We start from the raw sequence: 20,621 nt of genomic DNA on the forward strand, positions 1-20,621 counted from the left end.
AAGCCTTTGGCGTGGCCTGAATGCCACGGCTATCCGCGGCATTCGAGACCGGGTTTAAAACAAATTAAAAGTTGTAGCTGAACTCAACACCAACGGTGCGCGGCTTGGAGATCCACACTTGGGTGTTGTTAATGCCATAACCGAATTGGTTGTTCAGGTCACCATTGGCCCAACCGCGTTCGAAGTACTCTTCACTGAAGACGTTTTCGACCCACAGAATCGCACTCCAATCTGCTTCGCTGTCATAGCCAAAACGCAGGTTGGTTTCATGATGGCTTTCCTGGGCGATCTGGTTGTTGTTGTCCAGATCACTGAACTGCTTACCCTGGAAGAAATGCTCGACGGTGACATAAGCTTCGCCGCCGTCCATTGGAACGGTATAGGTCGCGACGGTTGAGGTGCTGAACTTCGGAGAGAAGGGCAGTTGATTGCCTTCACACGCTTCGTTACACGCCGTGCCCACAACATCGGTATCGTCTGAAATTTCAGTGTCTTGATACGATGCGGTGAAGAACAGATCCAGGTTGTCGGTTGGCAAGTAGCGAATGTCCAGCTCAAAACCGGTACCTTCCGCTTCACCCAGATTTTCAACTCGGGTGGCGCCATTGTCGAAATAAGACAGCTGCAGATCTTCATAGGTGTAGGAGTACAAGGCCAGGTTGGCTTGCAGACGGTTGTCCAGCAACTTGGTTTTAATACCGACTTCGAAACTGTCAACGGTTTCTGGTTCAAACGCTTCCGGGCGAGTGCCTGGATCCGCTACGCCATCTTCATCAACGTCCACCAAAATAGCACCGTAGGTAGCGAAGCCACCGGATTTATAGCCTTGGCCATAGTTGGCATACAGGGTGATTTCTTCGTTTAACTGATAGTTGGCAGCGATACGCTGAGTTGTGTCACTCCAGGTTTGCTTGTCGTAAACAAAGTCTGGAATGGAGTATTCAAAGTTGAAGTTGTTGCCCAGATAGCCGCCGGAATCTGCCACACGAATACCCATTTGCTTGGTGTCTTCGGTGTAACGAACGCCGTACAGGATGTCGAGGTTTTCGGTTGGGGTCCAGGTCAAATCCGCGAATACGGCCCAGCCATCGGCTTCCACTCTATTGAAGATGTCTTCGCGCTTGCCATCCAAAGCTGTGTCGCGCGCTTCGGCAATATCATCAGCGGTTGGCTCTTCTTCCAGCCAGTAGCGCAGGAAGTTGGGATCTGCACAGCCGCCAGTGACCGGACCGTCAAAGTCAGGAGCGTCGGTGCGACCGATTGCATTACACAGAGCATTTTCATCAGCGATGGTGCCGGTGTAGGCATCGATGCTTTCGTCGTAATAGCTGGCACCCAAGAAGCCGACCAGATTGTCGTTCGCTTCAAAGTTCAGGCGCAGTTCCTGGCTGAAATAATCGACATCGGTGTCGAGGAAGAAATTATCAATCAGTGTTGGGCGGGCGTCGTAATCTTCTACGTAATAAAAGTTGTACGTCTTCCAGCCGGTGATGGAGGTCAGGCTCATGCTCTCGTTGATGTCGATTTCAACGTTGGCGGTGATGTTCGCAATTTCACCTTCATCAATCGCGTCTTTGCCTTTCAGGTCCTGGCTGACTTTGTCACGTGGCAGGCCCAGGGTTTCGTCCCAGTAAATAGAAGAGTTCTGTTCACGATCTTCATACTGAGCCGTGATGGTCGCGTCAACAGTGTCGCCCATATAGCGAAGGGCAAAACGACCGGAGCTACGCTCGTGGAAACCGAAGTCATCGCCGCCTTGAATATTTTCCAGGTAGCCGTCTTCGGAGAGGTCGTAAACACTGGCGCGCATGGCCCAATTTTCACTGAGCGGCACGTTGATGGTGCCGGTCACTTCGCGACGATTGTATTCGGCCAGGCCAACTTTCACCTTGCCTTCAAATTCATCAACTGGCTTTTGGGTTTTGATGCTGACCGCACCTGCGATGGCGTTACGGCCGAACAGTGTGCCCTGTGGGCCTTTCACCACTTCAGCGCCAGCCATATCGTAGAAAGAACTCTGGACGCCACCAGTACGACCGGCCCATACACCGTCAACAAAAACGGCAACGGATGGATCTCCGCCCACACCGAAGTCATTGGTGCTGATGCCGCGCATGGCCATGGCGTCGGAAAAACTGTCTTCCGTTGCACCGCTGAAACCCGGTGACAGGACAACCAGGTCACGTACGTCTTCAACGCCAGCGCGTTCCATAAAGTTTTGGCTAAAGGCGTTTACCGCCAATGGCACGTCTTGCAGGCTTTGTTCGCGCTTCTGGGCAGTAACAACTACCTCTTCAATCTCCACCGCCGTAGCAGACATACTGCTCGCAGCAATGGCCAGAGACAGAAGGCTCTTGGGTAAATATTGCGTGGTTTTGCTCATGGATAGACTCTCCGGTGGAGTTTTATAGGTGTTATTGTTGCTATGACCCTGGCTCATGGGCCGAGGTCTTATTGCGCAAACGCATTATTAAAATAGTCGGGCTGGTCGAACTTTTCTATCTGGCTTTTCCAGCCTTAGTTCATCCTAGCGCTGTGGGTAAAGCAAACAATGCCCCGTTTGGGGTAAACGCTTTGTGGTAAGTGGCGGAAAAGTGGGTGCTCAACCGAAGAATCTGCGGCTTAGTCGTCGCTGCGCGTGGGGGCGTCTGGTTTGGCAAAATAGCTGGCCAGTGGGTCTTCACCAGGGGATTGCTCGAAATGGGAAAGGGAATTCAAAAACAGGGAAAAGAGTTCGGTTTGTGAGCTGACATCCAGTTTCTGATACATATTTTTGCGATGGCGGCGCAGGGTTTCTGGAGAGATACCCAACTTTTCGGCCGATAAATTGGTGTTGTGTCCTTGCAGCATTAAACCCAAGACATCTTTTTCGCGCCCGGTTAACAGGGAGCGACCGAACAGATCAAAGGCCCGGTGTACGCTTTTGTTGACGCCTCGTACATCAATTTTTTCCCCTTCACGATTGACCAGGTTGGCTTGTCGGGAGTGCAGCTGGGACAGGCTGCGAATACTGGGTTCGATGTTCTGCAAAAACTGCAGTTCAGATTCGCTGAACGCACGAGTCTGTTTATTGCGCATCAGGGATATATGTAGGCAGGCGTCATCATCTAATTCAATAATGTAGGCAATTTCATCACTGGTATCCAAGAGGGCATAGTAACTGCGGTAGTAGTCGCTCTGCTTGAAATGAGAGGCACTGATCTCGGTGATGCGATACACGCCGGGGGACTTCTGGTTCTTGATGCCTGAGAGGTAAAACGGGTCCAGCAGGTAACCACCATCAATATAGAGATCAATCTGCACATCAATTTCTTCGCGAGCGATCTCGTAATAGATGGCCTCGGGGGCCAGATCCCTGCGGAACAGCCAGATCTGGGGGTGGTCCACTTCTAAATGCTGCTGCAGGATGGCCACCATGCGAGGGAAGAATGCCTCTTCGCCGCAGTGATCTATAATTTCCGCGAGGGCCTGATTCCATTGGGCGAGATCGGGAAGAGCGGCAGGATTAGAAGCTGAGTCAGGCATACGTGGCTTGTATTATGAGTTGTATTTATGCGCTTAATGCGGCCCGGTAAGGCTTGTTATTGGCTCCGGGACACATCCAATCTAATGCTGCCCCATGAGCTTGTCAAATCTCGGCAGACCCGTACCTACCCCAGTTGGGGTGTTGTTGTACGGCGTTTGTTTATGATCCCATAGTCAGGTAATCCACGAATTGTATCACCACGGTGCCGCATCCCTGAATTAAGGGGGCTAACACGTCACCGCGAGTTGAATTGGAGAAGAGAATGAGCGAATCAAGAAGTACCGCCCAGTGGCAAGAATTGGATGCCAAACATCACTTGCATCCATTTACTGATTTTAAAGATCTGGCCGATAAAGGCAGCCGGATTATTGTTAAGGCCGAAGGTGTGTATATCTACGACAGCGAGGGCAATCAGATTCTTGATGGCATGGCTGGCCTGTGGTGTTGCAACCTGGGTTATGGCCGCCAGGAAATTGTTGATGCTGTACAGCAGCAGCTGACGGAGCTGCCGTTCTACAACAACTTCTTCCAGTGCAGTCATCCGCCTTCGATTGAACTGTCACGCTTGATCACTGAAATCGCGCCTGAGCATATGAACAATGTGTTCTATACCAACTCTGGTTCAGAAGCGAACGACACCGTTATTCGCATGATCCACCGCTTCTGGGATTTGCAGGAGCAACCACAGCGCAAAACCATCATTGCCCGTAAGAACGGCTACCACGGTTCCACCATCGCAGCGGGTAGCCTGGGTGGTATGAACGGTATGCATAAGCAGTACGCGACTCTGCCTGGTATTGAGCACATTGAGCAGCCGTACTGGTTTGGTGAAGGCGGCGACATGGACCCAGCCGAGTTTGGTGTTCAGGTTGCGCGTGAGTTGGAAGCCAAGATTGATGAGTTGGGCGCTGACAAGGTTGCCGCATTTATTGCCGAGCCGATTCAAGGTGCTGGTGGTGTGATCGTTCCCCCGGAAACCTACTGGCCAGAAATTTCCCGTATCTGTAAAGAGAAGGGCATTCTGCTGGTGTGTGACGAAGTGATCTGTGGTTTTGGTCGCACGGGTGAGTGGTTCGGTTCTTCTTACTACGGCGCCGAGCCTGACCTGATGCCGTTTGCGAAGGGCGTAACCAATGGTTATCAGCCTCTGGGTGGTGTTCTGGTTTCTGATCGTGTTGCGGATGTACTGAAGAGCAAGGGCGGTGAGTTTACCCACGGCTTTACCTACTCTGGTCACCCTGCGGCCTGTGCTGCAGCCATCGCAACCATTAAGTCCCTGCGCGAAGGCAAACACATCGAGCGCGTTCGCGACGAAACCGGCCCGTACCTGCAGAAACGTTGGGCTGAGTTGGCCGAGCATCCGCTGGTGGGCGAAACCCGCGGTGTGGGTTTCCTGGCGGCGCTTGAGCTGGTGAAAAACAAAGAGACCCGTGAGCGTTTCGATGATGATTGCACGGCTGGTGCGATTTGTCGTGATGCCTGCACCGAGAGTGGTCTGGTTATGCGAGCGGTTGGCGACATGATGGTGGTGGCACCACCATTAACCTTGAACAAGGAACAGATTGATGAGTTGGTGGAAAAGGCCAAGAAGGCCTTGGACATCACTCTAAGCAAGTTAACTTGATGTAGTGCTTTAGCCCCAGCCTGAAACAGCCTGGGGCTTTTTTTTATCTGTCTGACGTAAAATACGAATAGAATAAAAAGCCTTGGCGGTTCCAGCCGTCGGCAATAGGGCTCACGTGATGAGAAGCGGTAAATGCTTCCTCTCATTGTTAAAATAAAAATCTGCAACAGCAGAAACTCAAGCGATTGATGTAGGTATTCCATGAGCAGTCATCTCAAATCCCTTCGTTTACCCGACTTAACCTTGTTTACGGTGTCGGCCATTTTACTGCTCGATACGTTGGCGGCAGCGGCGGCCGTGGGAGTCTCCAGTATCTTCTGGTGGTTGTTCCTGGGCTTGGTGTTCTTCTTACCGTTTGGTTTGATCAGCGCCGAGATGGGTACGAGCTACCCGGAACAAGGTGGCGTATATGCCTGGGTTCGAAACGCTTATGGTAAGCGCTGGGGCTCGCGAGTGTCCTGGGCTTATTGGGTCAATACCGCGCTGTGGAATCCGGCCATTTTTATTTTGTTTGCCGGTGTGTTCAAGCAACTGTTTGCGCCGGATTTGTCTTTGGCCTGGCAGATTGGCATGGGCATCGCGTTGTCCTGGGTGGCCGTCCTGATTAACATCATGACGCTGGATATAGGTAAGTGGGTGCCTAATCTTGGGGCGATTTTAAAAATTATTATTTTCGCGGCCTTAATTGTGGGTGGCTTAGTGCATGTGCAAAATGAAGGCATGGCCAATGACATTAACTTAAGCACTATCGCACCGAATTGGAGCAGCAGTCTGGAGTACATCCCGGCCATTATTTACGGCATGCTGGGTTTTGAGTTAATGAGTGCCAGCAGTGAGGAAATGGAAAACCCTTCTCGCGATATTCCAAAAGCCATTCTGTTTTCCGGCCTGATTATTTTGGCCTTTTATAGCCTGGGTACTTTTGCGGTGTTGGCGGCGGTGCCGGTGGAAAATGTAAACTTGGTGGAAGGCCTCATTGATACATTGAATATGTTGTTCGGAGGTTCCAGCCTGGGCTCAACCTTTGTTTTGGTATTGGGCGTTGCCGCGCTCTACACTTTTTTCTCGAACGGTGTGACCTGGGCACTAGGATGTAATCGTGCCATGGCGGAAGCGGCCATTGATGGTGAGCTGCCCAAGATTTTTGCGAAAGAACATCCTCGTTACGGCACGCCAATGGGCGCCGCGATTGCGATGGGCGCGGTGAGTACGGCGGTATTATTATTGTATGGACTGATGGCGTCTTCGAACGAAGATTTGTTCTGGTCGCTGTTTTCGTTCAGTGCCGTTATTTTCCTTCTGACTTACATCGGTATGATGCTGGCCTTTTTGACATTACGCCGTGATGACGCTGATCGGCCTCGTCCTTTTAAAGTGCCAGGTGGGCCTTTGCTAGCACGCGTATTGGCGTACATGTGCTTGTCCGTGATTGTGCTGGCGATTGTATTGTTTGTGTATGTCCCATCTGAGGGGATGCAGTGGCCAGTACTGATCGGCACGATTGTTACGATGTTGCTAGGTGAGGTGCTGGTGCGTGCCGCCGAGAAGCAGGAGCCGGTTCACTGACGTCTAATGATTGCCGCGATGCCCGCTGGGCGTCGCGGTTTCCTCTTTCCTTTCTGATGTTCTTCCTGTTGTTTTAATACGTTTTTAAGGCCTTCGGGCTTTTCCTTAGGCTGCTCGGCGTGGCGGCGATTATTGTTCATACATTCATGTTTGCTAAAGTGCAAAATTTAACTTTCCAACATGGAAAGTTAGCGCTATAGTTACTTTCCATGTTGGAAAGTGATTGTGTCGAAAGATCATCACTGACATCCAATCGGTGAACATTCATTAAAACGGAGTGACGTGATGGACAGAGATCAGCCTATTGATGCACAAGCTGCAAAAGCGGCACTGAAAGATATCGAAAGTAGTCAGCAGAATCTGCAAAGGGCCATGCGATTGCCTATTTGGCTGTCCTTGTTCGCAAGTTTCAGCTATGGGCTCCTGGTATTTTCATGGGGAATGACCGAACACGAGAATCTGTGGGCGTTGGGCATGTACATCGGCTTGGGCCTGTTTCTGGGCTCGGCAGCACTGGCGATATACAGTTCGAAACTGATGGGCTTAAAAGCAAACCTTATCCCGAAAAACCGCAGTGGGGTATTGTTTTATCTGGTGTCGAGTATCGCTTTCGGCGCACTGGTTGTTGGTGGGCGTTGGTTGCGATTGCAGGGTTTTGAACTGGCGCCCCATCTTGCTGCTGCTCTTTCGGCTGCGTTGATGTTTTACTTTCAGTATTGGCATCCGGCTGGTGAAATGCACAAAATAGGGGCGGGTGATGAGTAAACTGGATACAGTCATTCACGCTCCTAACCGTCTACAAATTTGTGCGGCACTGTCGACGAGTGCCGAGTTGGAATTCAAGTTTTTGAAAGAACAGCTGGAAGTAAGTGATTCGGTGTTATCCAAACATTTAAAAACCTTGGAAGAGGCTGGCTATATCAGTATTAACAAACGCAGCGATTTTGCACGTCCGCGCAGTTGGATTGCCTTAACAAGTCTCGGAAGAAAAGCGTTTGCTGAACATGTGGCAGCACTGAAAGAAATTGTTGCGGGATTGGGTTAAGAAAACAATAAGGTTATTTGAACGCTGAATGAGAGCCAATAAAAAAGCCTGTAAAAGCAGGCTTTTTTTATTGGTGCTTATCATTGAATAGGTTTTTTATTCAAAAATACCAAACGTAATTTTGTGGTACCAAGGACGATCGCCACTGGATTCCTGAGCATTTACTGCCTGGCGAGCTTTGCGGTCGCTCTTGTAGGCCGGGTTGTACACTGCACGGCTGTCGAAGCCTGGAGGATCTTGTTTGTCCAGGAAGCCGAAAGTCACTTTGCTCAACCAACCGCGCTCACCGGAATCGGCGTGGAATTGGTAGTTGAAGGCTCCGTCGCTGCCAATGGCTGGGTGCTCAGGATAATTTTCTTTCAGGATTGCCAGATTGGTTTCCGCCAAATCGTCCATGCCCAGAGCGTGGTAGCCCTGAATAGTAACGGCCAGTCCATCGGGCACAGCGGGTGTTTTCTGGAAGTTCTCAACAACGTAGCGGCCACGATTGGTCGCGGCGACATAGGCACCACGTTTAAAGTAGTAGTTCGCTACGTGAATTTCATATCGTGCCAACAGATTACGCAGGTAGATCATGCGCTTTTCCGCATCTGGCGCGTAGTTACTGTTTGGGAAACGGGCAATCAGCTGAGAAAAATACGTAAAAGATTCTCGAGCACTGCCGGGGTCGCGACGGGTGAGGTCGGTGGGCAGGAAGCGTTCAAACAAACCTTTGCCTTCAGAGAAAGACGACAAGCCTTTCATATAATAGGCGTAGTCCACATTGCGATGCTGAGGGTGCAAGCGAATGAATCGGTCTGCTGCAGCGGATGCCGCTTCGGTTTCTGAACTCTTATAGTAAGCGTAGATCAATTCAAGCTGGGCTTGTTCGGCGTATTTGCCAAAAGGGAAGTTCTCTTCCAGAGCTTGCAGTGTTTTGGTGGCACGCTCCCACTGCTTGGTATCGAGCTGGCGCTGGGCGGCTTCATAAAATTGACGCTCAGAGTCATACTGTGGCTTCTCTTCATCCTCTTCGTCCTGGAAGTAAGAACAAGCGCTAAGGGTAAGTGCCAATAGTAGACTTAAGACCAGCTTGGCCCCGATGGAGGGGTAGTTTTGCATGTTTGGAACTCTCTTCAGGAGTGTTTTAGTTTTTCTTGTGGAAACGGTTTAAAATAGCCTGTTTCCGCCCATATGAGTTATTGATTGCTTGTTGATCAAGCTTCCCGTGGCACCCATGTGCACCTCAGGCGTTAACGTTAAGGGTGCTATTTAAACACAAGGCTCGGCCAAACCCCAAGGTATTCGTGCAGCCCGAGGGCATCCGCGATCACCAGGCAGTTGGACCTTTAAAAAACGGCAAATAGACCACAGGAATGGCCACAGCTTCGCGTGAAATTGGGCAAAAAACAGGCATTTTAAACCTGGATTTGACCGTATTTGAGCTCTAAGCTGTTTTGAGTGCTAGGTGCCGTACAGATTTTGGCCTGCGAGCCATAGGTAGACAGTAGAATGAATGAAAATATCCCTCCACTGGAAGATATCGAAGACCTGGGCGAAGAGTCCGGAGTGAAAAAAGTTGAGGAATCGGCCGTCGTGCCTGAAACCGCCAGTGGACACCGCCTGGATCAGGTGGCCGCGGAGCTGTTTTCGTCTTTTTCCCGCTCCAAGCTCCAGGCTTGGATTAAAAGCGGTGAACTGACCGTCAACGGTTCAAAAGCCAAAACCCGTGACAAGATGCTCGGGGGCGAGCAACTGGAGCTTCAGGCCGAATTGCAAGAGCAGGGCAGCTGGCAACCCGAAGCGATTGATCTGGATATCGTGTATGAAGATGACGCGATATTGGTGCTGAATAAACCCATGGGCCTGGTGGTTCATCCCGCCGCGGGTAATCATACTGGAACATTATTAAATGCTTTGCTGCACCACAGCCCGGATTTGATTCATGTGCCCAGAGCCGGCATTGTCCATCGTTTGGACAAAGACACCACGGGCTTAATGGTTGTTGCGAAAACTCTGGAAGCCCATACGGATCTGGTGGCACAACTGCAGGAACGCAGCGTGTCTCGGGAATACGAGGCGATTGCCCAAGGCGTGATGACCGGTGGTGGTATGGTTGAAGCGAACATTGGCCGCCATCCTAAGCAACGCACTAAAATGGCGGTGTCTAATTTCGGTGGTAAAGAAGCCATTACGCACTATCGCGTTATTCAGCGCTTCGATGCGTATACCCATATTCGTTTGAAACTGGAAACGGGTCGTACCCATCAGATTCGTGTTCATATGGCCCATATTGGCTACCCGTTGGTGGGGGATTCCGCCTACGCCGGGCGTTTCAAAATTCCCAAGGGTTTGGATAAGTCGTTGATCGAAAAATTGCGCGGCTTTCCTCGCCAGGCTTTGCATGCTGCCCAGCTTGGTTTGGTTCATCCGCTCAGTGGTGAATACATGGAGTGGGAAGCCGAACTTCCGAGTGATATGGTTGATTTGTTGGCCGATTTGAAAGACGCCCAGGGCCCGGCATATATTTAAAGCCGGAGTTCCATCACGCAAGGAGATCAACATGGCGACAGCATTTGCGCACTACCCGGATATTCCGTTGCCGGACAATATTGGCCTGCTGGTGAGTCGCCGCGAAGGCGGGCGGAGTGTTGGGCCATACAGCAGCTTTAATGTTGCTGATCATGTTGGCGATGATCCCGCACGAGTGACCGAAAACCGAGCCCTGTTATTGGATGAGATGGCAGGTGCCGAACAGATTCAGTGGCTGACTCAAACTCACAGCTCTCAGATGATTGCCGCCGGTCAGGCCCAGAGCCCGAACGCGGATGCCTGTTACAGTGAGCAGCCTGGGCTGGCATGTGCGGTGATGACGGCGGATTGCTTACCTGTTTTGCTGTGGCGAAAAGATGGTTCTGCGGTGGCCGCGGTGCATGCCGGTTGGCGTGGATTGGCGCATGGCATTCTGTCTGATAATTTCCCAAGCTTACAAAGCTTAGGCTCCCAAGGCAGCCCCTGGCAGGCGTATATCGGACCGGCAATCAGTCAGACTCATTTCGAAATTGGGGTTGAAGTGCTGGAAACGTTTTTTGAGGTGGCTGCGACGCCGGAGTTACTGGACGCCACGGCCAAGGCGTCTGAACCATCCAAACTTAACCCTCTGAAATATCACCTTGATCTCGCCGCCATTGCTCGAGCCCAGCTATTGCATCTGGGTGTGACAGAGGTGTTTGGTGGCAATGAATGCAGCTTTGAAGAGGCTGAACATTATTTTTCCTATCGCCGCGCCAGCAAAGCGGGTGATCCACGTTGTGGGCGAATGGTGAGTTTGATCTGGCGCAAACAAGCTTAACGTTATTGGCGTGCTATAAATAAACGTATTGAAAAGCGACGGCTCGACCCCATGATAGATATAACGGGGCAGGCTGCCCCATGTGCGGGTTGTGCTTGGAATCAAGGCAACTCATTATTTGCAAGGCCTGATGGCTTGCAGGACACATAGAGGTGACTATGCGATTTGATCGTCTTACCAATCAGTTACAAACCGCGCTTTCCGAGGCGCAATCCCTGGCGGTCGGCCGGGATCATACCCAGTTAGATGCTGTACATTTGTTGTCTGCGATGTTGCAACAACAAGGCAGCGCAGTGCGCCCGCTTTTGAATCAGGCGGGTTTTGATATGACGGGCCTGAATCAGGCCATCGACAAAAAATTGCAGGCACTTGCCCAAGTGAACAATCCGACGGGCGAAGTGCCTCTGTCGAGCGAACTGGCGCGCTTGTTAAACTTGGCGGACAAAACCGCCCAGCAACAAGGTGATCAGTTTATTGCCAGTGAAGCTGTGTTATTAGCGGCCTGGAAAGATGGCAAGAATTCCCTGGCGACCCTACTGGACGCTCACGGTGATATCAAACATCTGGAACACACCATTAAAAGTATTCGCGGAGGTGAATCTGTGGACAGCCCGGAGGCTGAAGGCAATCGTCAGGCATTGGATAAATATACGGTTGATCTCACTGAGCGAGCATTGGCGGGTAAATTGGATCCTGTGATTGGTCGGGACGATGAGATTCGTCGCACCGTACAAGTTTTGCAGCGTCGTACGAAGAACAACCCGGTATTAATTGGTGAGCCGGGCGTGGGTAAAACCGCGATTGTAGAAGGCCTTGCCCAGCGCATTGTGAATGGTGAGGTGCCCGAGGGCTTGAAAGACAAGAAGCTTCTGTCTCTGGATTTGGGCTCGCTGCTGGCGGGAGCTAAATATCGTGGTGAATTTGAAGAGCGTTTAAAAAGTGTATTGAATGAGTTGGCCAAACAAGAAGGCCAAGTCATTTTATTTGTTGATGAATTGCACACGATGGTCGGTGCAGGTAAAACCGATGGCGCAATGGATGCAGGCAATATGCTGAAGCCGGCTCTGGCACGCGGAGAACTCCATTGTGTGGGTGCGACGACATTGGATGAGTATCGTCAGTACATTGAAAAAGATGCGGCACTTGAACGCCGCTTCCAAAAAGTACAGGTGGATGAACCCAGCGAAGAAGACACCATCGCTATTCTGCGGGGCTTGAAAGAGCGTTATGAGGTTCACCATGGTGTCGACATTACCGATGCAGCTATTATTGCGGCCACTAAACTGTCTCAGCGTTACATCAGTGATCGCCAATTACCGGATAAAGCGATCGACTTAGTTGATGAAGCTGCCAGCCGTATTCGGATGGAAATTGATTCAAAACCTGAGGATATGGATCGATTGGAACGCCGTTTGATACAGTTGAAAATTGAACGCGAAGCCGTGAAAAAAGACGAATCGGACAGTGCGCGTAAGCAGTTACAGTTGCTTGACACTGACATCCTTGAAGTCGAGCGTAAATACGCCGATCTGGATGAAATCTGGCGCGCCGAAAAGTCGGCCCTCAGTGGGTCGGCGGAAACCAAAAGCCAACTTGAACAAGCGCGATTGGATTTGGAATCCGCACGCCGGGCGGGCGATCTCGGACGCATGTCTGAGTTGCAATACGGTTTGATACCACAGCTGGAAAAACAAATTGCCGCTGCTGACACGGCTGAACAAGCGCCTATGCAGTTACTGCGCAATAAAGTGACGGACGAGGAAATCGCTGAAGTGGTCTCTAAGTGGACAGGCATTCCGGTCAGCAAAATGTTAGAAGGCGAGCGTGAAAAACTCTTGCAAATGGAAGATGTGTTACACAAGCGCGTAATCGGGCAGAGCGAAGCGGTTGTGGCGGTATCCAATGCGGTACGCCGTTCTCGTGCAGGTTTATCTGATCCGAATCGACCAAACGGTTCCTTTTTGTTCCTGGGACCTACGGGTGTCGGTAAAACGGAACTGTGTAAGGCCTTGGCGACTTTTTTGTTCGATACTGAAGATGCCTTGGTACGAATCGATATGTCGGAGTTTATGGAAAAGCACTCTGTAGCCCGATTAATTGGTGCACCTCCTGGCTATGTTGGTTATGAAGAGGGTGGCTATCTGACCGAGGCTGTACGTCGAAAGCCGTATTCGGTCGTCTTGCTGGATGAAATTGAAAAAGCACACCCCGACGTATTCAATATTCTGTTGCAGGTGTTGGAAGATGGTCGTTTGACGGATGGTCAGGGCCGCACCGTAGATTTTCGCAACACGGTGGTAGTGATGACGTCGAATATGGGTTCCGATCGCATTCAGGATCTGGCTAATGATCGTTCTTACGATGCCATTGATTTTAATGCGCCAGCGGGTGATTCCAGTTTAACGGAAACCCGTTACGCTGCGATGAAGGATGCGGTAATGGAAGTGGTTGCTCAGCATTTCCGCCCAGAGCTGATTAACCGTATTGATGAATCTGTGGTTTTCCACCCTCTGGGGAAAGAGCATATTGAGAAGATTGCCAGTATTCAGTTGGCAAGTTTGGGTAAACGTTTAGCCGAGCGCGAGTTGAGCTTGCAGTTGGATCAAGCCGTAATGGATAAAATCTCGGAAGCGGGTTTTGACCCGGTTTACGGAGCGAGACCGTTGAAGCGCGCTATTCAGGCATTGGTGGAAAACCCTTTGGCGGAAGATATTTTGTCTGGGAAGTTTTCACCCGGACAAACTATTGTGGCGAGTTTGGCTGGAAATAAGTTAACCTTTAAAGCGCAATAAAGAACAGGCTAAATGGCTTGAAAACCCCGCAATGCATAGCGTTGCGGGGTTTTTTACTGTTAGACGGAAAAATACTGAAAGCCGAGTAGATTCCAGTATTGGTAGAAATACAAACTGAACAACCCCATAAACAAGCTGCTGTACGCGAATACCTTGGTCTTTGTTTCAAGTGTGGATGTTGGAGTTTTTATCAGTGCAGACAATAGAACCGCGGATGCCAGTGCGCCCAGCAACGGAAAGCAAAGCGCCAAGGTCAGTGAAGCCGGAATACCGTTGACGATTGTGGGCAGGCTAAGCAAACTCAGGGTCATCAAGCTAAAGAAAGCGAGAGTTGAAATGGCCCAGCCAATCTGGGCAAAATACAAGGGTTTGCTGCCTGGGCCGTTCAGGTATTGGGCCTTTTGGTAGAGCAGGTGGATAAGTGTCACTAGTGCAAACAGTGGGACGATAAGCAGTACGATAAGGGTGAATGTTTTGGATTCAAAAAACGGCGCTTTGTAATACTGAGTATAGGCTCGACCGTCTATCACCATATTACTGATTTGATTCTCCGGATTGCGTTGGAACGCAATCCGAGAAAAGCCATCTTGTTCCTGAAATAAATCTTTATCGACCATTTCATAGCGTTTTTGCTCATAGAGAAGAAAGGCGTTTTCTCCGGAGGAAGTAAGCTCAACAGTCTTGCCATTGAGAACGCGCAACAAGGCTTCGGCTTTGCTAAAGCTGCCACGCCAGGGCAGATAGTTTCCTCGGTATTCCTGCAATGCTTGCCGACTTGTTTGGATCGTGTCGACCGTGTTGTTGTCAGCAAAAAAACGAGCGTAAAAGTTCTGCAGAAACTCTTTATACACAATGCGCCCCCCGGCCCCTGAAAAAGAGGCAAACACGACCAGATTCTCTTGTTGGGAAATGCCCAAGTGAGAAAAGAAGTAAGCGCTGGCGCCTTCATGACCATAGAGTTTCAAGGATTCATTCCCAAAGCGACGCTTGATAAAACCCAGGCCCATGCCTCGGGTGCGATCATCATGGCTAAAACCTTGGTCGAGCATTTGTTGCACAGTCTCTTCTCGCAAAATCCTTCGCCCTTGATATTGGCCTTTTTGTAAAAGAGCGATGCCAAATTTCATGACATCATCGGCGGAAACAGCTGAAGAACCCGCCGGGGCAAAGCTTGAAATGCGTTCATACGGTTTGGCTTTGTAGGCACCAGAAGACCATTGATAAGCTTGTACGGCGTGACTGTCCAAAGAAGGAGGCAGAGGTTCACGAAAGCTGGCGTATTGCATGCCCAGTACATCAAAAATGTGCTTTTGGATGTAAGTTTCAAACGTTTCACCGCTGACATTGGCGACGATTAAGCCGGCCAGTGCGGTTCCCCAGTTTGAGTAGGCCGTGTGCTGGCCTGGCGGATTCACTCGTTCCGGTTGATACTTTTCAAGTGCCTCAGCGAGCGGTAGCACCAGCTCGGGCTGGTCGAGAATTAAGTAACCCAGTGCGCCATCCTCAAAACCCGCCGTATGAGTCATCAAGTGGCGAAGCGTCACGGGCTGTCCTGGCCAGCTGTTTTCGACCTGAAAGCGGGTAAGGTAAGCGTTCACGTCCGTATCGAGATCCAGCTTGCCGGATTCCACCTGTTGCATAACGGCAACCCAGGTAAACAATTTGGATATGGAACCCGGACGGAACATGCTGCGTTCAGGAGAGACGGGCAGCGCAGCGTGTTTGTCGTTGCTCAGTGTTTGCCAGCCGTAACCCTTACTTAAAACATGTTGACCATCTTTATAAATAGAGACAACGCCAGAAGGGCTGTGGTGCTTGTTCATTGAACTTTCAATCAGCCCATCCAGATAGGCTTCAAGTTGTACAGGATCATTCAGTTCAATCGAGTAGCTGTTGTGGTTTAGTACACTCAAACTCAACAAACATAGCAATCGACACAGTCTGGTTTTAATCATCGCAATCATTTGGGGCCCCTGCGTTATGGTATGGGCAATCTACGTGGTTCAGAAATCAATGACAGGATATTCATCACTTTTTGGTGAAAAATATTCAGGCAAAAAAAACCCCCTTGCGGGGGTCCGGTAAAACACCGGAGAGTATGTATTCGGTGCAAATTAGAATTGGTAGCGATACCTGACACCCACGGTACGAGGTGGGGTAAAGATTGCAGATGAGACAACCTGGCCATTACTGGATAGGCTGTCGTTACGGTTCACTATGGACTGTTCATCCAGCAAATTGTTCAAATAAATACTGATTTGTTGATCGCCCTGTTCAAAATTCAGGCTGCTATCCACGAGAGAGTAGGCATCGACGAGAATGGCTTGTTGAACCGATGAGCGAGAAAACGTAGAGTCATTCTCGCCGACGTAACGTACACCTACGGTCAGTGCACTTTGCCAGTGATTGAATTCTGGAAGCTCATAACTGAATTGAACCGAACCCGACCAGAGTGCTTGTCCGGGATAGCGTTCACCGCTAATGGCACCGAGAGTGGGTTCATTGTCACTCAGCGCGGTATCGCTATAGCTGAGGCCCAGTTGGAGCTGCATTCGATCTCCAATTAAACTGCTCAGTGAAAACTCAGCACCTTGTGAGATCAGGCTTCCTTGGGCATTGGCCCCAACGGACACGCCATTAAAGACAAAGCTCGTTTGAAAATTATCCCAATCGGAGTACCACACCGCGAATTCGTAGCGGCTGTCGATGTCCTGAAGTAGGCCTTTGATGCCGAGTTCATAGCTCCAGATCTCATCGGCATCCACAAATGGTTGAGCCAGGTTTTCACCGGTAGCGGGGTTGAGCAAAGCCAGATTTGCAGATACAGGGCGATAACCGCTGGAAGCTCGGGCATAGAGCGAGTGGTTTTCGTTCGGGCGGTAGCGTAAGGTGGCCAAATAAGTCGTCGCCTGATCAGAGAAGCGACGTAAATCTTGCCCTGGCCCGGTGAGTGGCCCAACACTGATATTTTCCATTTCAGTTTCGTGGTCGCTGTAACGCATGCCGAGTGTCACGTCCAATTGCTCATTGGCGTACCAAGTAACGTTGCCGAAGGCGGCGTACTCGTCATAGGCGGATGGAAAGCTGACATCAAATAAACCGGCGCCCACAAAGGGTGTCGGTTGTGCTTGTTGTCGGTTGCCGGCATCTTCGTTCATGTAAAACAAACCCAGAATCCACTCTACGGTTTGGCTTTCGATAGAGCTTAGACGAAGTTCTTGGACAAAACGTTGCATGTTTTGGGCTGACGTTGTGGTGACGCTTTCCGTGCTGCCAGGTGGTAAGCCGTAAATCAGATCGTTAACCGGTGCGAGTTGTGCGCTGCGGTCGAGGCTGACGAAGACGCTGCGATCAGTCAAGCTGCTGCTGGAGGTTAAGCTGCCCCAGTTGAAATCGTATTCAATCGTGAGTGAGCTGGTTTCGGTTTCGCTTTCCAGAGGCAGAGGTTGATTTATCGTCGTGTATTGTCCAAACGCCGGCGTTTCACTTGCGGGCAAGAGCGTCACATTACTGAGGAGATTGGTTTGACCGGTTTGACGAAGGTATTTGAAATTCACACTGGCGTCGTCAATAGGTTCCCACAACATGTTAAGCGATAGGCCTTTGCTTCGAGCTTGGTCCGCGCGCTTACGCAGTGGCTCGCCATTGGCCGGATTAACGACTTGAGTGAAACCACTGTCTTCTGCTTGGAAGACCGATAGGGTTGCGCCCAGCGATTCTTCAATTAATGGGCCGCTTATGCGCCCACTGGTAATGACATTGTGGCTGCCGGGCCCTTTATTGAGTGATAGATCGACACTGAACTCGCCACGCACTTCCTGTAATGAGGGCGAGCGGTTGATATAGCGGATCATACCGCCAACAGACGATGCTCCGTATAAGGTTCCCTGTGGGCCTTTCACCACTTCGATGCGACTGAGATCAATCAGGGATGCATCGATGGTGCCGCCCGCTGCGCCGCTGAACCCACTGGCGCTGACCAGTGGTGTGTCGTCGACATAAATGCCCACGGTGCGTATGGAGCCTGATTGCGGAATACCGCGCATGGTGATGGTGCCTACGCCGCGACCGCCTCCGTCTTCCCAATTAATGCCCGGAGTGTATTCGATGATGTCCTGAAGCTCGTTCAAACCATTTTGTTGAAATGACTGCGGGTCAACCGACGCCACCGAAGCGGCAACATCTTGTAGATTCTCTGAGCGGCGACTGGCGGTTACAATAATTTCTTCGAGTTGGGTCGCTTCTTTTTGGGCAATAACGAATGGGCTTGCGCTGACAGTGCTGGCGGTCAGCAATACAATTTGAGCGTGTTTGGAAACCATGCTTTTCTCCTGTACGACTGCATTTCTATTGTTTTATTTAGGTTGCGTAGCATGAAGAAAAATCGTTAAAAAAAATTTGCTTAGCGTAAAAGTTAGTTGCTTTAAAATAAAGTGTGCGAGGAGGGGGCTGGCGTTGAACAGTCCTGTTAAAAAACGGACTGTTCAGAATAAGCTCGAGACTTGTATGTGCTAATCGGTAGCTAATCGTCGAAGAGCTGCAGCGATTGGAGACATTTTATGGTTTAGCTGCCCGGAGTCATGCCGTAATAGTCTCGATAGGCTCGAATAAAGCAGGACGCATCGGCGTAACCGACATGTTCAGCCACTTCACCTACGGAACCTTCGTGGTATTGCAGCATTTGTTTAGCGACCTCCAGTCTCAGGCGTCGGCGGTATTGCATGGGAGTTTCCCGAAACTCGTTACGAAACGCCTGGCTCAGAGTTGTTCGATTGGTTCCGATGCGCTGCGCCAGCTCGTCAATGGTGTGAGCAATGGAGTATTCTCTGTCGATGATCGCTTTGGTTTTTTGGGCAATATCCACGCTACGTGACAATTTAGCGCGGCTGCGTAACCCGGCAACCCCGCGACCTTGCCAGCGCGCGAAATTGGCTGCGTAGACCATAAATTCAATCGCTTTCGCCTTAATATACGCAGGACGAAGACCTCCAAAGCGTCCGAACTCGGATAATTCATTAGCCGAAACCATCAATGACTTGGATGCTTCAAACGTGCTGCTGGCGTGTGGGTGAATCAACTCTTCCTGCAATAATTGTTGTAACATGCGTTCGGCGTGTTGTCCGACATTAAGGTGAGCTTTAAACGCATCCAGGCTCATATATAGGGCGATATTGCGATAGCGACTGCCGCCTTGTTGAAAACGATTGAGTGTGCCCCGTTTACTCAATATATCTAGGCGGCAATCTCCCGGCTTGAGTATCTGCCGAGTGTTGTTGTTGATGGAGACTTCATACTCGCCGGCCACACAGAGCTGCAATGCAAGCCAATTGGCACCACTGTAGCTGGTTTGGGAAGCTTTGGTTGCTTCGATATTACTGGTGATCACGGAAAAATCGCGGCTGATCTGCACGATTTCCTGTCGACCATACAAGGCCTTATTGTGAACGTGATAGCGCGTGATATGACCACCGGGGAAAAATTCTTCGGCTTCAATATCGAGTGTGTTATTCAGGATCATTTCCTGCAGGCTTGGATCCTTTGATGACGCAAAAGCGTCGGTGATCTCTCTGCGGATATGCTGTTTCATGCCTCATGGTACCGCTTGCAAATCAAAGGGCTGAGCCTACCTGAGTTTGAACAATAATTATGTGCAAATAATCAAATAAGTTGGGCATTACGTAAATTCCACACTTTCATCCCCAAAGAGACGGCTTGGGGAAGGCGCATTGACCGTCCTGGGAAATATCGACCGGGTCTTGGTAATCCTCCCGTAGGAGCAGGGGACCATCGAGATCAATAAACTGGCAAAACTGACCAATCACATAGGCTGGGGCCATGGCTAAGGAGCTGCCAATCATATTGCCAACCATGAGCTGTTTACCTTCTTTTTTTGCCTGACGAGCAATTTCCAAGCCTTCGCTGAGCCCGCCGCATTTATCCAATTTGATATTGATAACATCGTAACGGTTTTTTACCTGCTGATAATCTGAAAGATTGAGGCAGGATTCGTCGGCCGCAATGGGAATATCCCGGTTCAATGTTTCTAACAGTGTGTCTCTTTCTCGCGCCAACGGTTGTTCGAGCAAGACCACGCCGAGAGGAGCGAGTTGAGGCAGGTATTCCATAAGTTGTGTTTCATCCCAGCCTTGATTAATGTCCAGGATTAATTCAGCGTCCGGACGTGCCTGATGAATGGCTCGAAGTTTTTCGATTGGTTCATCTTGATCCAGTTTAACTTTTAACTGCGGAAATCTTGATGCCTGGCGTGCGTGTGAGGCCATGGTGTTAGCGTCAGAAATTCCGATCGTGTACACCGTATTCAGTTGCTTGGGGGGCAACTGGAGCCGCTGCCAAATAGACTCGCCATGGGACTTGCACTCCAAATCCCAGAGTGCACAATCCAGAGCATTGCGTGCTCCTCCAGGGGGCAGCAATGTTTGCAGGTGAGAGCGGTTTAAACCTTTGGCAATATGCTTTTCAATGCTGAGCAGTTGGGCTTCCATATGTTGTTTATCGTCTCCCAGATAAAATACACCACAGGCTTCACCTCGACCTCTGAACGTGTTGGCGAATAGGGAAACTTCCAAAGTTTCTACGTATTCAAATCGATGTTTGTTGATATGCAGAGGTTTTTGCAAGGCGCGTTTGGTAAAACGATAGTCAAAATTCATAGTCACTTTTCTTGGCATTTTGGAATGCTGAAAATTATGAATAAAGCCTTGTGGAAGCGCCTCGTT

The 20,621-nt window shown here is 50.3% G+C and carries 14 protein-coding genes; 7 read left to right on the forward strand and 7 right to left on the reverse strand.

The genetic code is table 11. The features are described from left to right. Positions 1–64 precede the first annotated feature (64 nt). Both ABWW03_RS16780 and ABWW03_RS16785 read right to left on the reverse strand, forming a co-directional pair. Positions 65–2,383, reverse strand: a complete 2,319-nt coding sequence (locus ABWW03_RS16780; protein WP_353410241.1) for a TonB-dependent receptor — start codon at positions 2,381–2,383, stop codon at positions 65–67. 239 nt (positions 2,384–2,622) lie between these two features. After that, positions 2,623–3,525, reverse strand: a complete 903-nt coding sequence (locus tag ABWW03_RS16785; RefSeq protein WP_353410243.1) for a response regulator transcription factor — start codon at positions 3,523–3,525, stop codon at positions 2,623–2,625. Between the two features lie 263 nt (positions 3,526–3,788). On the opposite strand from ABWW03_RS16785, the gene ABWW03_RS16790 reads away from it, so the two are divergent. From ABWW03_RS16790 to ABWW03_RS16805, 4 genes are all read left to right on the forward strand, one after another. Further along, entirely contained in the window at positions 3,789–5,150 is a 1,362-nt protein-coding gene (locus ABWW03_RS16790; protein ID WP_353410245.1) for an aspartate aminotransferase family protein, read from the forward strand. 201 nt (positions 5,151–5,351) lie between these two features. Beyond that, positions 5,352–6,716 (forward strand): APC family permease, encoded by a 1,365-nt coding sequence (locus ABWW03_RS16795; protein WP_353410247.1) that lies wholly within the window; start codon positions 5,352–5,354, stop codon positions 6,714–6,716. 285 nt (positions 6,717–7,001) lie between these two features. Further along, on the forward strand, positions 7,002–7,481 hold the full coding sequence (locus ABWW03_RS16800) for a hypothetical protein (protein WP_353410249.1): 480 nt from the start codon (positions 7,002–7,004) through the stop codon (positions 7,479–7,481). After that, complete coding sequence (locus ABWW03_RS16805; protein WP_353410251.1) at positions 7,474–7,761, forward strand: transcriptional regulator; 288 nt, start codon at positions 7,474–7,476, stop codon at positions 7,759–7,761. The genes ABWW03_RS16800 and ABWW03_RS16805 overlap by 8 nt, the downstream gene beginning before the upstream one ends. 96 nt (positions 7,762–7,857) lie before the next feature. Here the strand turns inward: ABWW03_RS16805 and ABWW03_RS16810 are convergent, their stop codons facing one another. Then, the gene (locus ABWW03_RS16810; protein WP_353410253.1) at positions 7,858–8,862 is read right to left on the reverse strand and encodes an outer membrane protein assembly factor BamD; all 1,005 of its coding nucleotides are present in this window, start codon (positions 8,860–8,862) and stop codon (positions 7,858–7,860) included. A 390-nt stretch (positions 8,863–9,252) separates the two neighbouring features. Here ABWW03_RS16810 and rluD point away from each other — a divergent pair, with 390 nt between their 5' ends. The 3 genes from rluD to clpB all read left to right on the forward strand — a co-directional run bounded on the left by rluD (position 9,253) and on the right by clpB (position 13,884). Next, positions 9,253–10,272 (forward strand): 23S rRNA pseudouridine(1911/1915/1917) synthase RluD, encoded by a 1,020-nt coding sequence (gene rluD, locus ABWW03_RS16815; protein ID WP_353410255.1) that lies wholly within the window; start codon positions 9,253–9,255, stop codon positions 10,270–10,272. Between the two features lie 31 nt (positions 10,273–10,303). Further along, complete coding sequence (pgeF, locus tag ABWW03_RS16820; protein WP_353410257.1) at positions 10,304–11,092, forward strand: peptidoglycan editing factor PgeF; 789 nt, start codon at positions 10,304–10,306, stop codon at positions 11,090–11,092. Between the two features lie 158 nt (positions 11,093–11,250). After that, positions 11,251–13,884, forward strand: coding sequence for an ATP-dependent chaperone ClpB (clpB, locus tag ABWW03_RS16825; protein ID WP_353410259.1), 2,634 nt, complete (start codon positions 11,251–11,253; stop codon positions 13,882–13,884). Positions 13,885–13,943: 59 nt separating this feature from the next. Here the strand turns inward: clpB and ABWW03_RS16830 are convergent, their stop codons facing one another. The 4 genes from ABWW03_RS16830 to ABWW03_RS16845 all read right to left on the reverse strand — a co-directional run bounded on the left by ABWW03_RS16830 (position 13,944) and on the right by ABWW03_RS16845 (position 20,555). Beyond that, the gene (locus ABWW03_RS16830) at positions 13,944–15,848 is read right to left on the reverse strand and encodes a serine hydrolase domain-containing protein (RefSeq protein ID WP_353410261.1); all 1,905 of its coding nucleotides are present in this window, start codon (positions 15,846–15,848) and stop codon (positions 13,944–13,946) included. Positions 15,849–15,998: 150 nt separating this feature from the next. Continuing rightward, entirely contained in the window at positions 15,999–18,206 is a 2,208-nt protein-coding gene (locus ABWW03_RS16835; protein WP_353410263.1) for a TonB-dependent receptor, read from the reverse strand. Between the two features lie 242 nt (positions 18,207–18,448). After that, positions 18,449–19,471: a helix-turn-helix transcriptional regulator gene (locus ABWW03_RS16840; RefSeq protein ID WP_353410265.1), complete on the reverse strand. Its 1,023-nt coding sequence runs from the start codon at positions 19,469–19,471 to the stop codon at positions 18,449–18,451. Between the two features lie 106 nt (positions 19,472–19,577). Beyond that, positions 19,578–20,555, reverse strand: coding sequence for a dipeptide epimerase (locus tag ABWW03_RS16845; RefSeq protein ID WP_353410267.1), 978 nt, complete (start codon positions 20,553–20,555; stop codon positions 19,578–19,580). Positions 20,556–20,621: the final 66 nt, after the last annotated feature.

Origin of the sequence: Pseudoteredinibacter isoporae, assembly GCF_040372805.1 — a bacterium.
GTDB lineage: Bacteria > Pseudomonadota > Gammaproteobacteria > Pseudomonadales > Cellvibrionaceae > Pseudoteredinibacter > Pseudoteredinibacter isoporae_A.

Coding starts and splice junctions, on each gene's coding strand:
- ABWW03_RS16780 (WP_353410241.1), bottom strand. CDS start 2,383: ATGAGCAAAACCACGCAATATTTACCCAAGAGCCTTCTGTCTCTGGCC.
- ABWW03_RS16785 (WP_353410243.1), bottom strand. CDS start 3,525: ATGCCTGACTCAGCTTCTAATCCTGCCGCTCTTCCCGATCTCGCCCAA.
- ABWW03_RS16790 (WP_353410245.1), top strand. CDS start 3,789: ATGAGCGAATCAAGAAGTACCGCCCAGTGGCAAGAATTGGATGCCAAA.
- ABWW03_RS16795 (WP_353410247.1), top strand. CDS start 5,352: ATGAGCAGTCATCTCAAATCCCTTCGTTTACCCGACTTAACCTTGTTT.
- ABWW03_RS16800 (WP_353410249.1), top strand. CDS start 7,002: ATGGACAGAGATCAGCCTATTGATGCACAAGCTGCAAAAGCGGCACTG.
- ABWW03_RS16805 (WP_353410251.1), top strand. CDS start 7,474: ATGAGTAAACTGGATACAGTCATTCACGCTCCTAACCGTCTACAAATT.
- ABWW03_RS16810 (WP_353410253.1), bottom strand. CDS start 8,862: ATGCAAAACTACCCCTCCATCGGGGCCAAGCTGGTCTTAAGTCTACTA.
- rluD (WP_353410255.1), top strand. CDS start 9,253: ATGAATGAAAATATCCCTCCACTGGAAGATATCGAAGACCTGGGCGAA.
- pgeF (WP_353410257.1), top strand. CDS start 10,304: ATGGCGACAGCATTTGCGCACTACCCGGATATTCCGTTGCCGGACAAT.
- clpB (WP_353410259.1), top strand. CDS start 11,251: ATGCGATTTGATCGTCTTACCAATCAGTTACAAACCGCGCTTTCCGAG.
- ABWW03_RS16830 (WP_353410261.1), bottom strand. CDS start 15,848: ATGATTGCGATGATTAAAACCAGACTGTGTCGATTGCTATGTTTGTTG.
- ABWW03_RS16835 (WP_353410263.1), bottom strand. CDS start 18,206: ATGGTTTCCAAACACGCTCAAATTGTATTGCTGACCGCCAGCACTGTC.
- ABWW03_RS16840 (WP_353410265.1), bottom strand. CDS start 19,471: ATGAAACAGCATATCCGCAGAGAGATCACCGACGCTTTTGCGTCATCA.
- ABWW03_RS16845 (WP_353410267.1), bottom strand. CDS start 20,555: ATGAATTTTGACTATCGTTTTACCAAACGCGCCTTGCAAAAACCTCTG.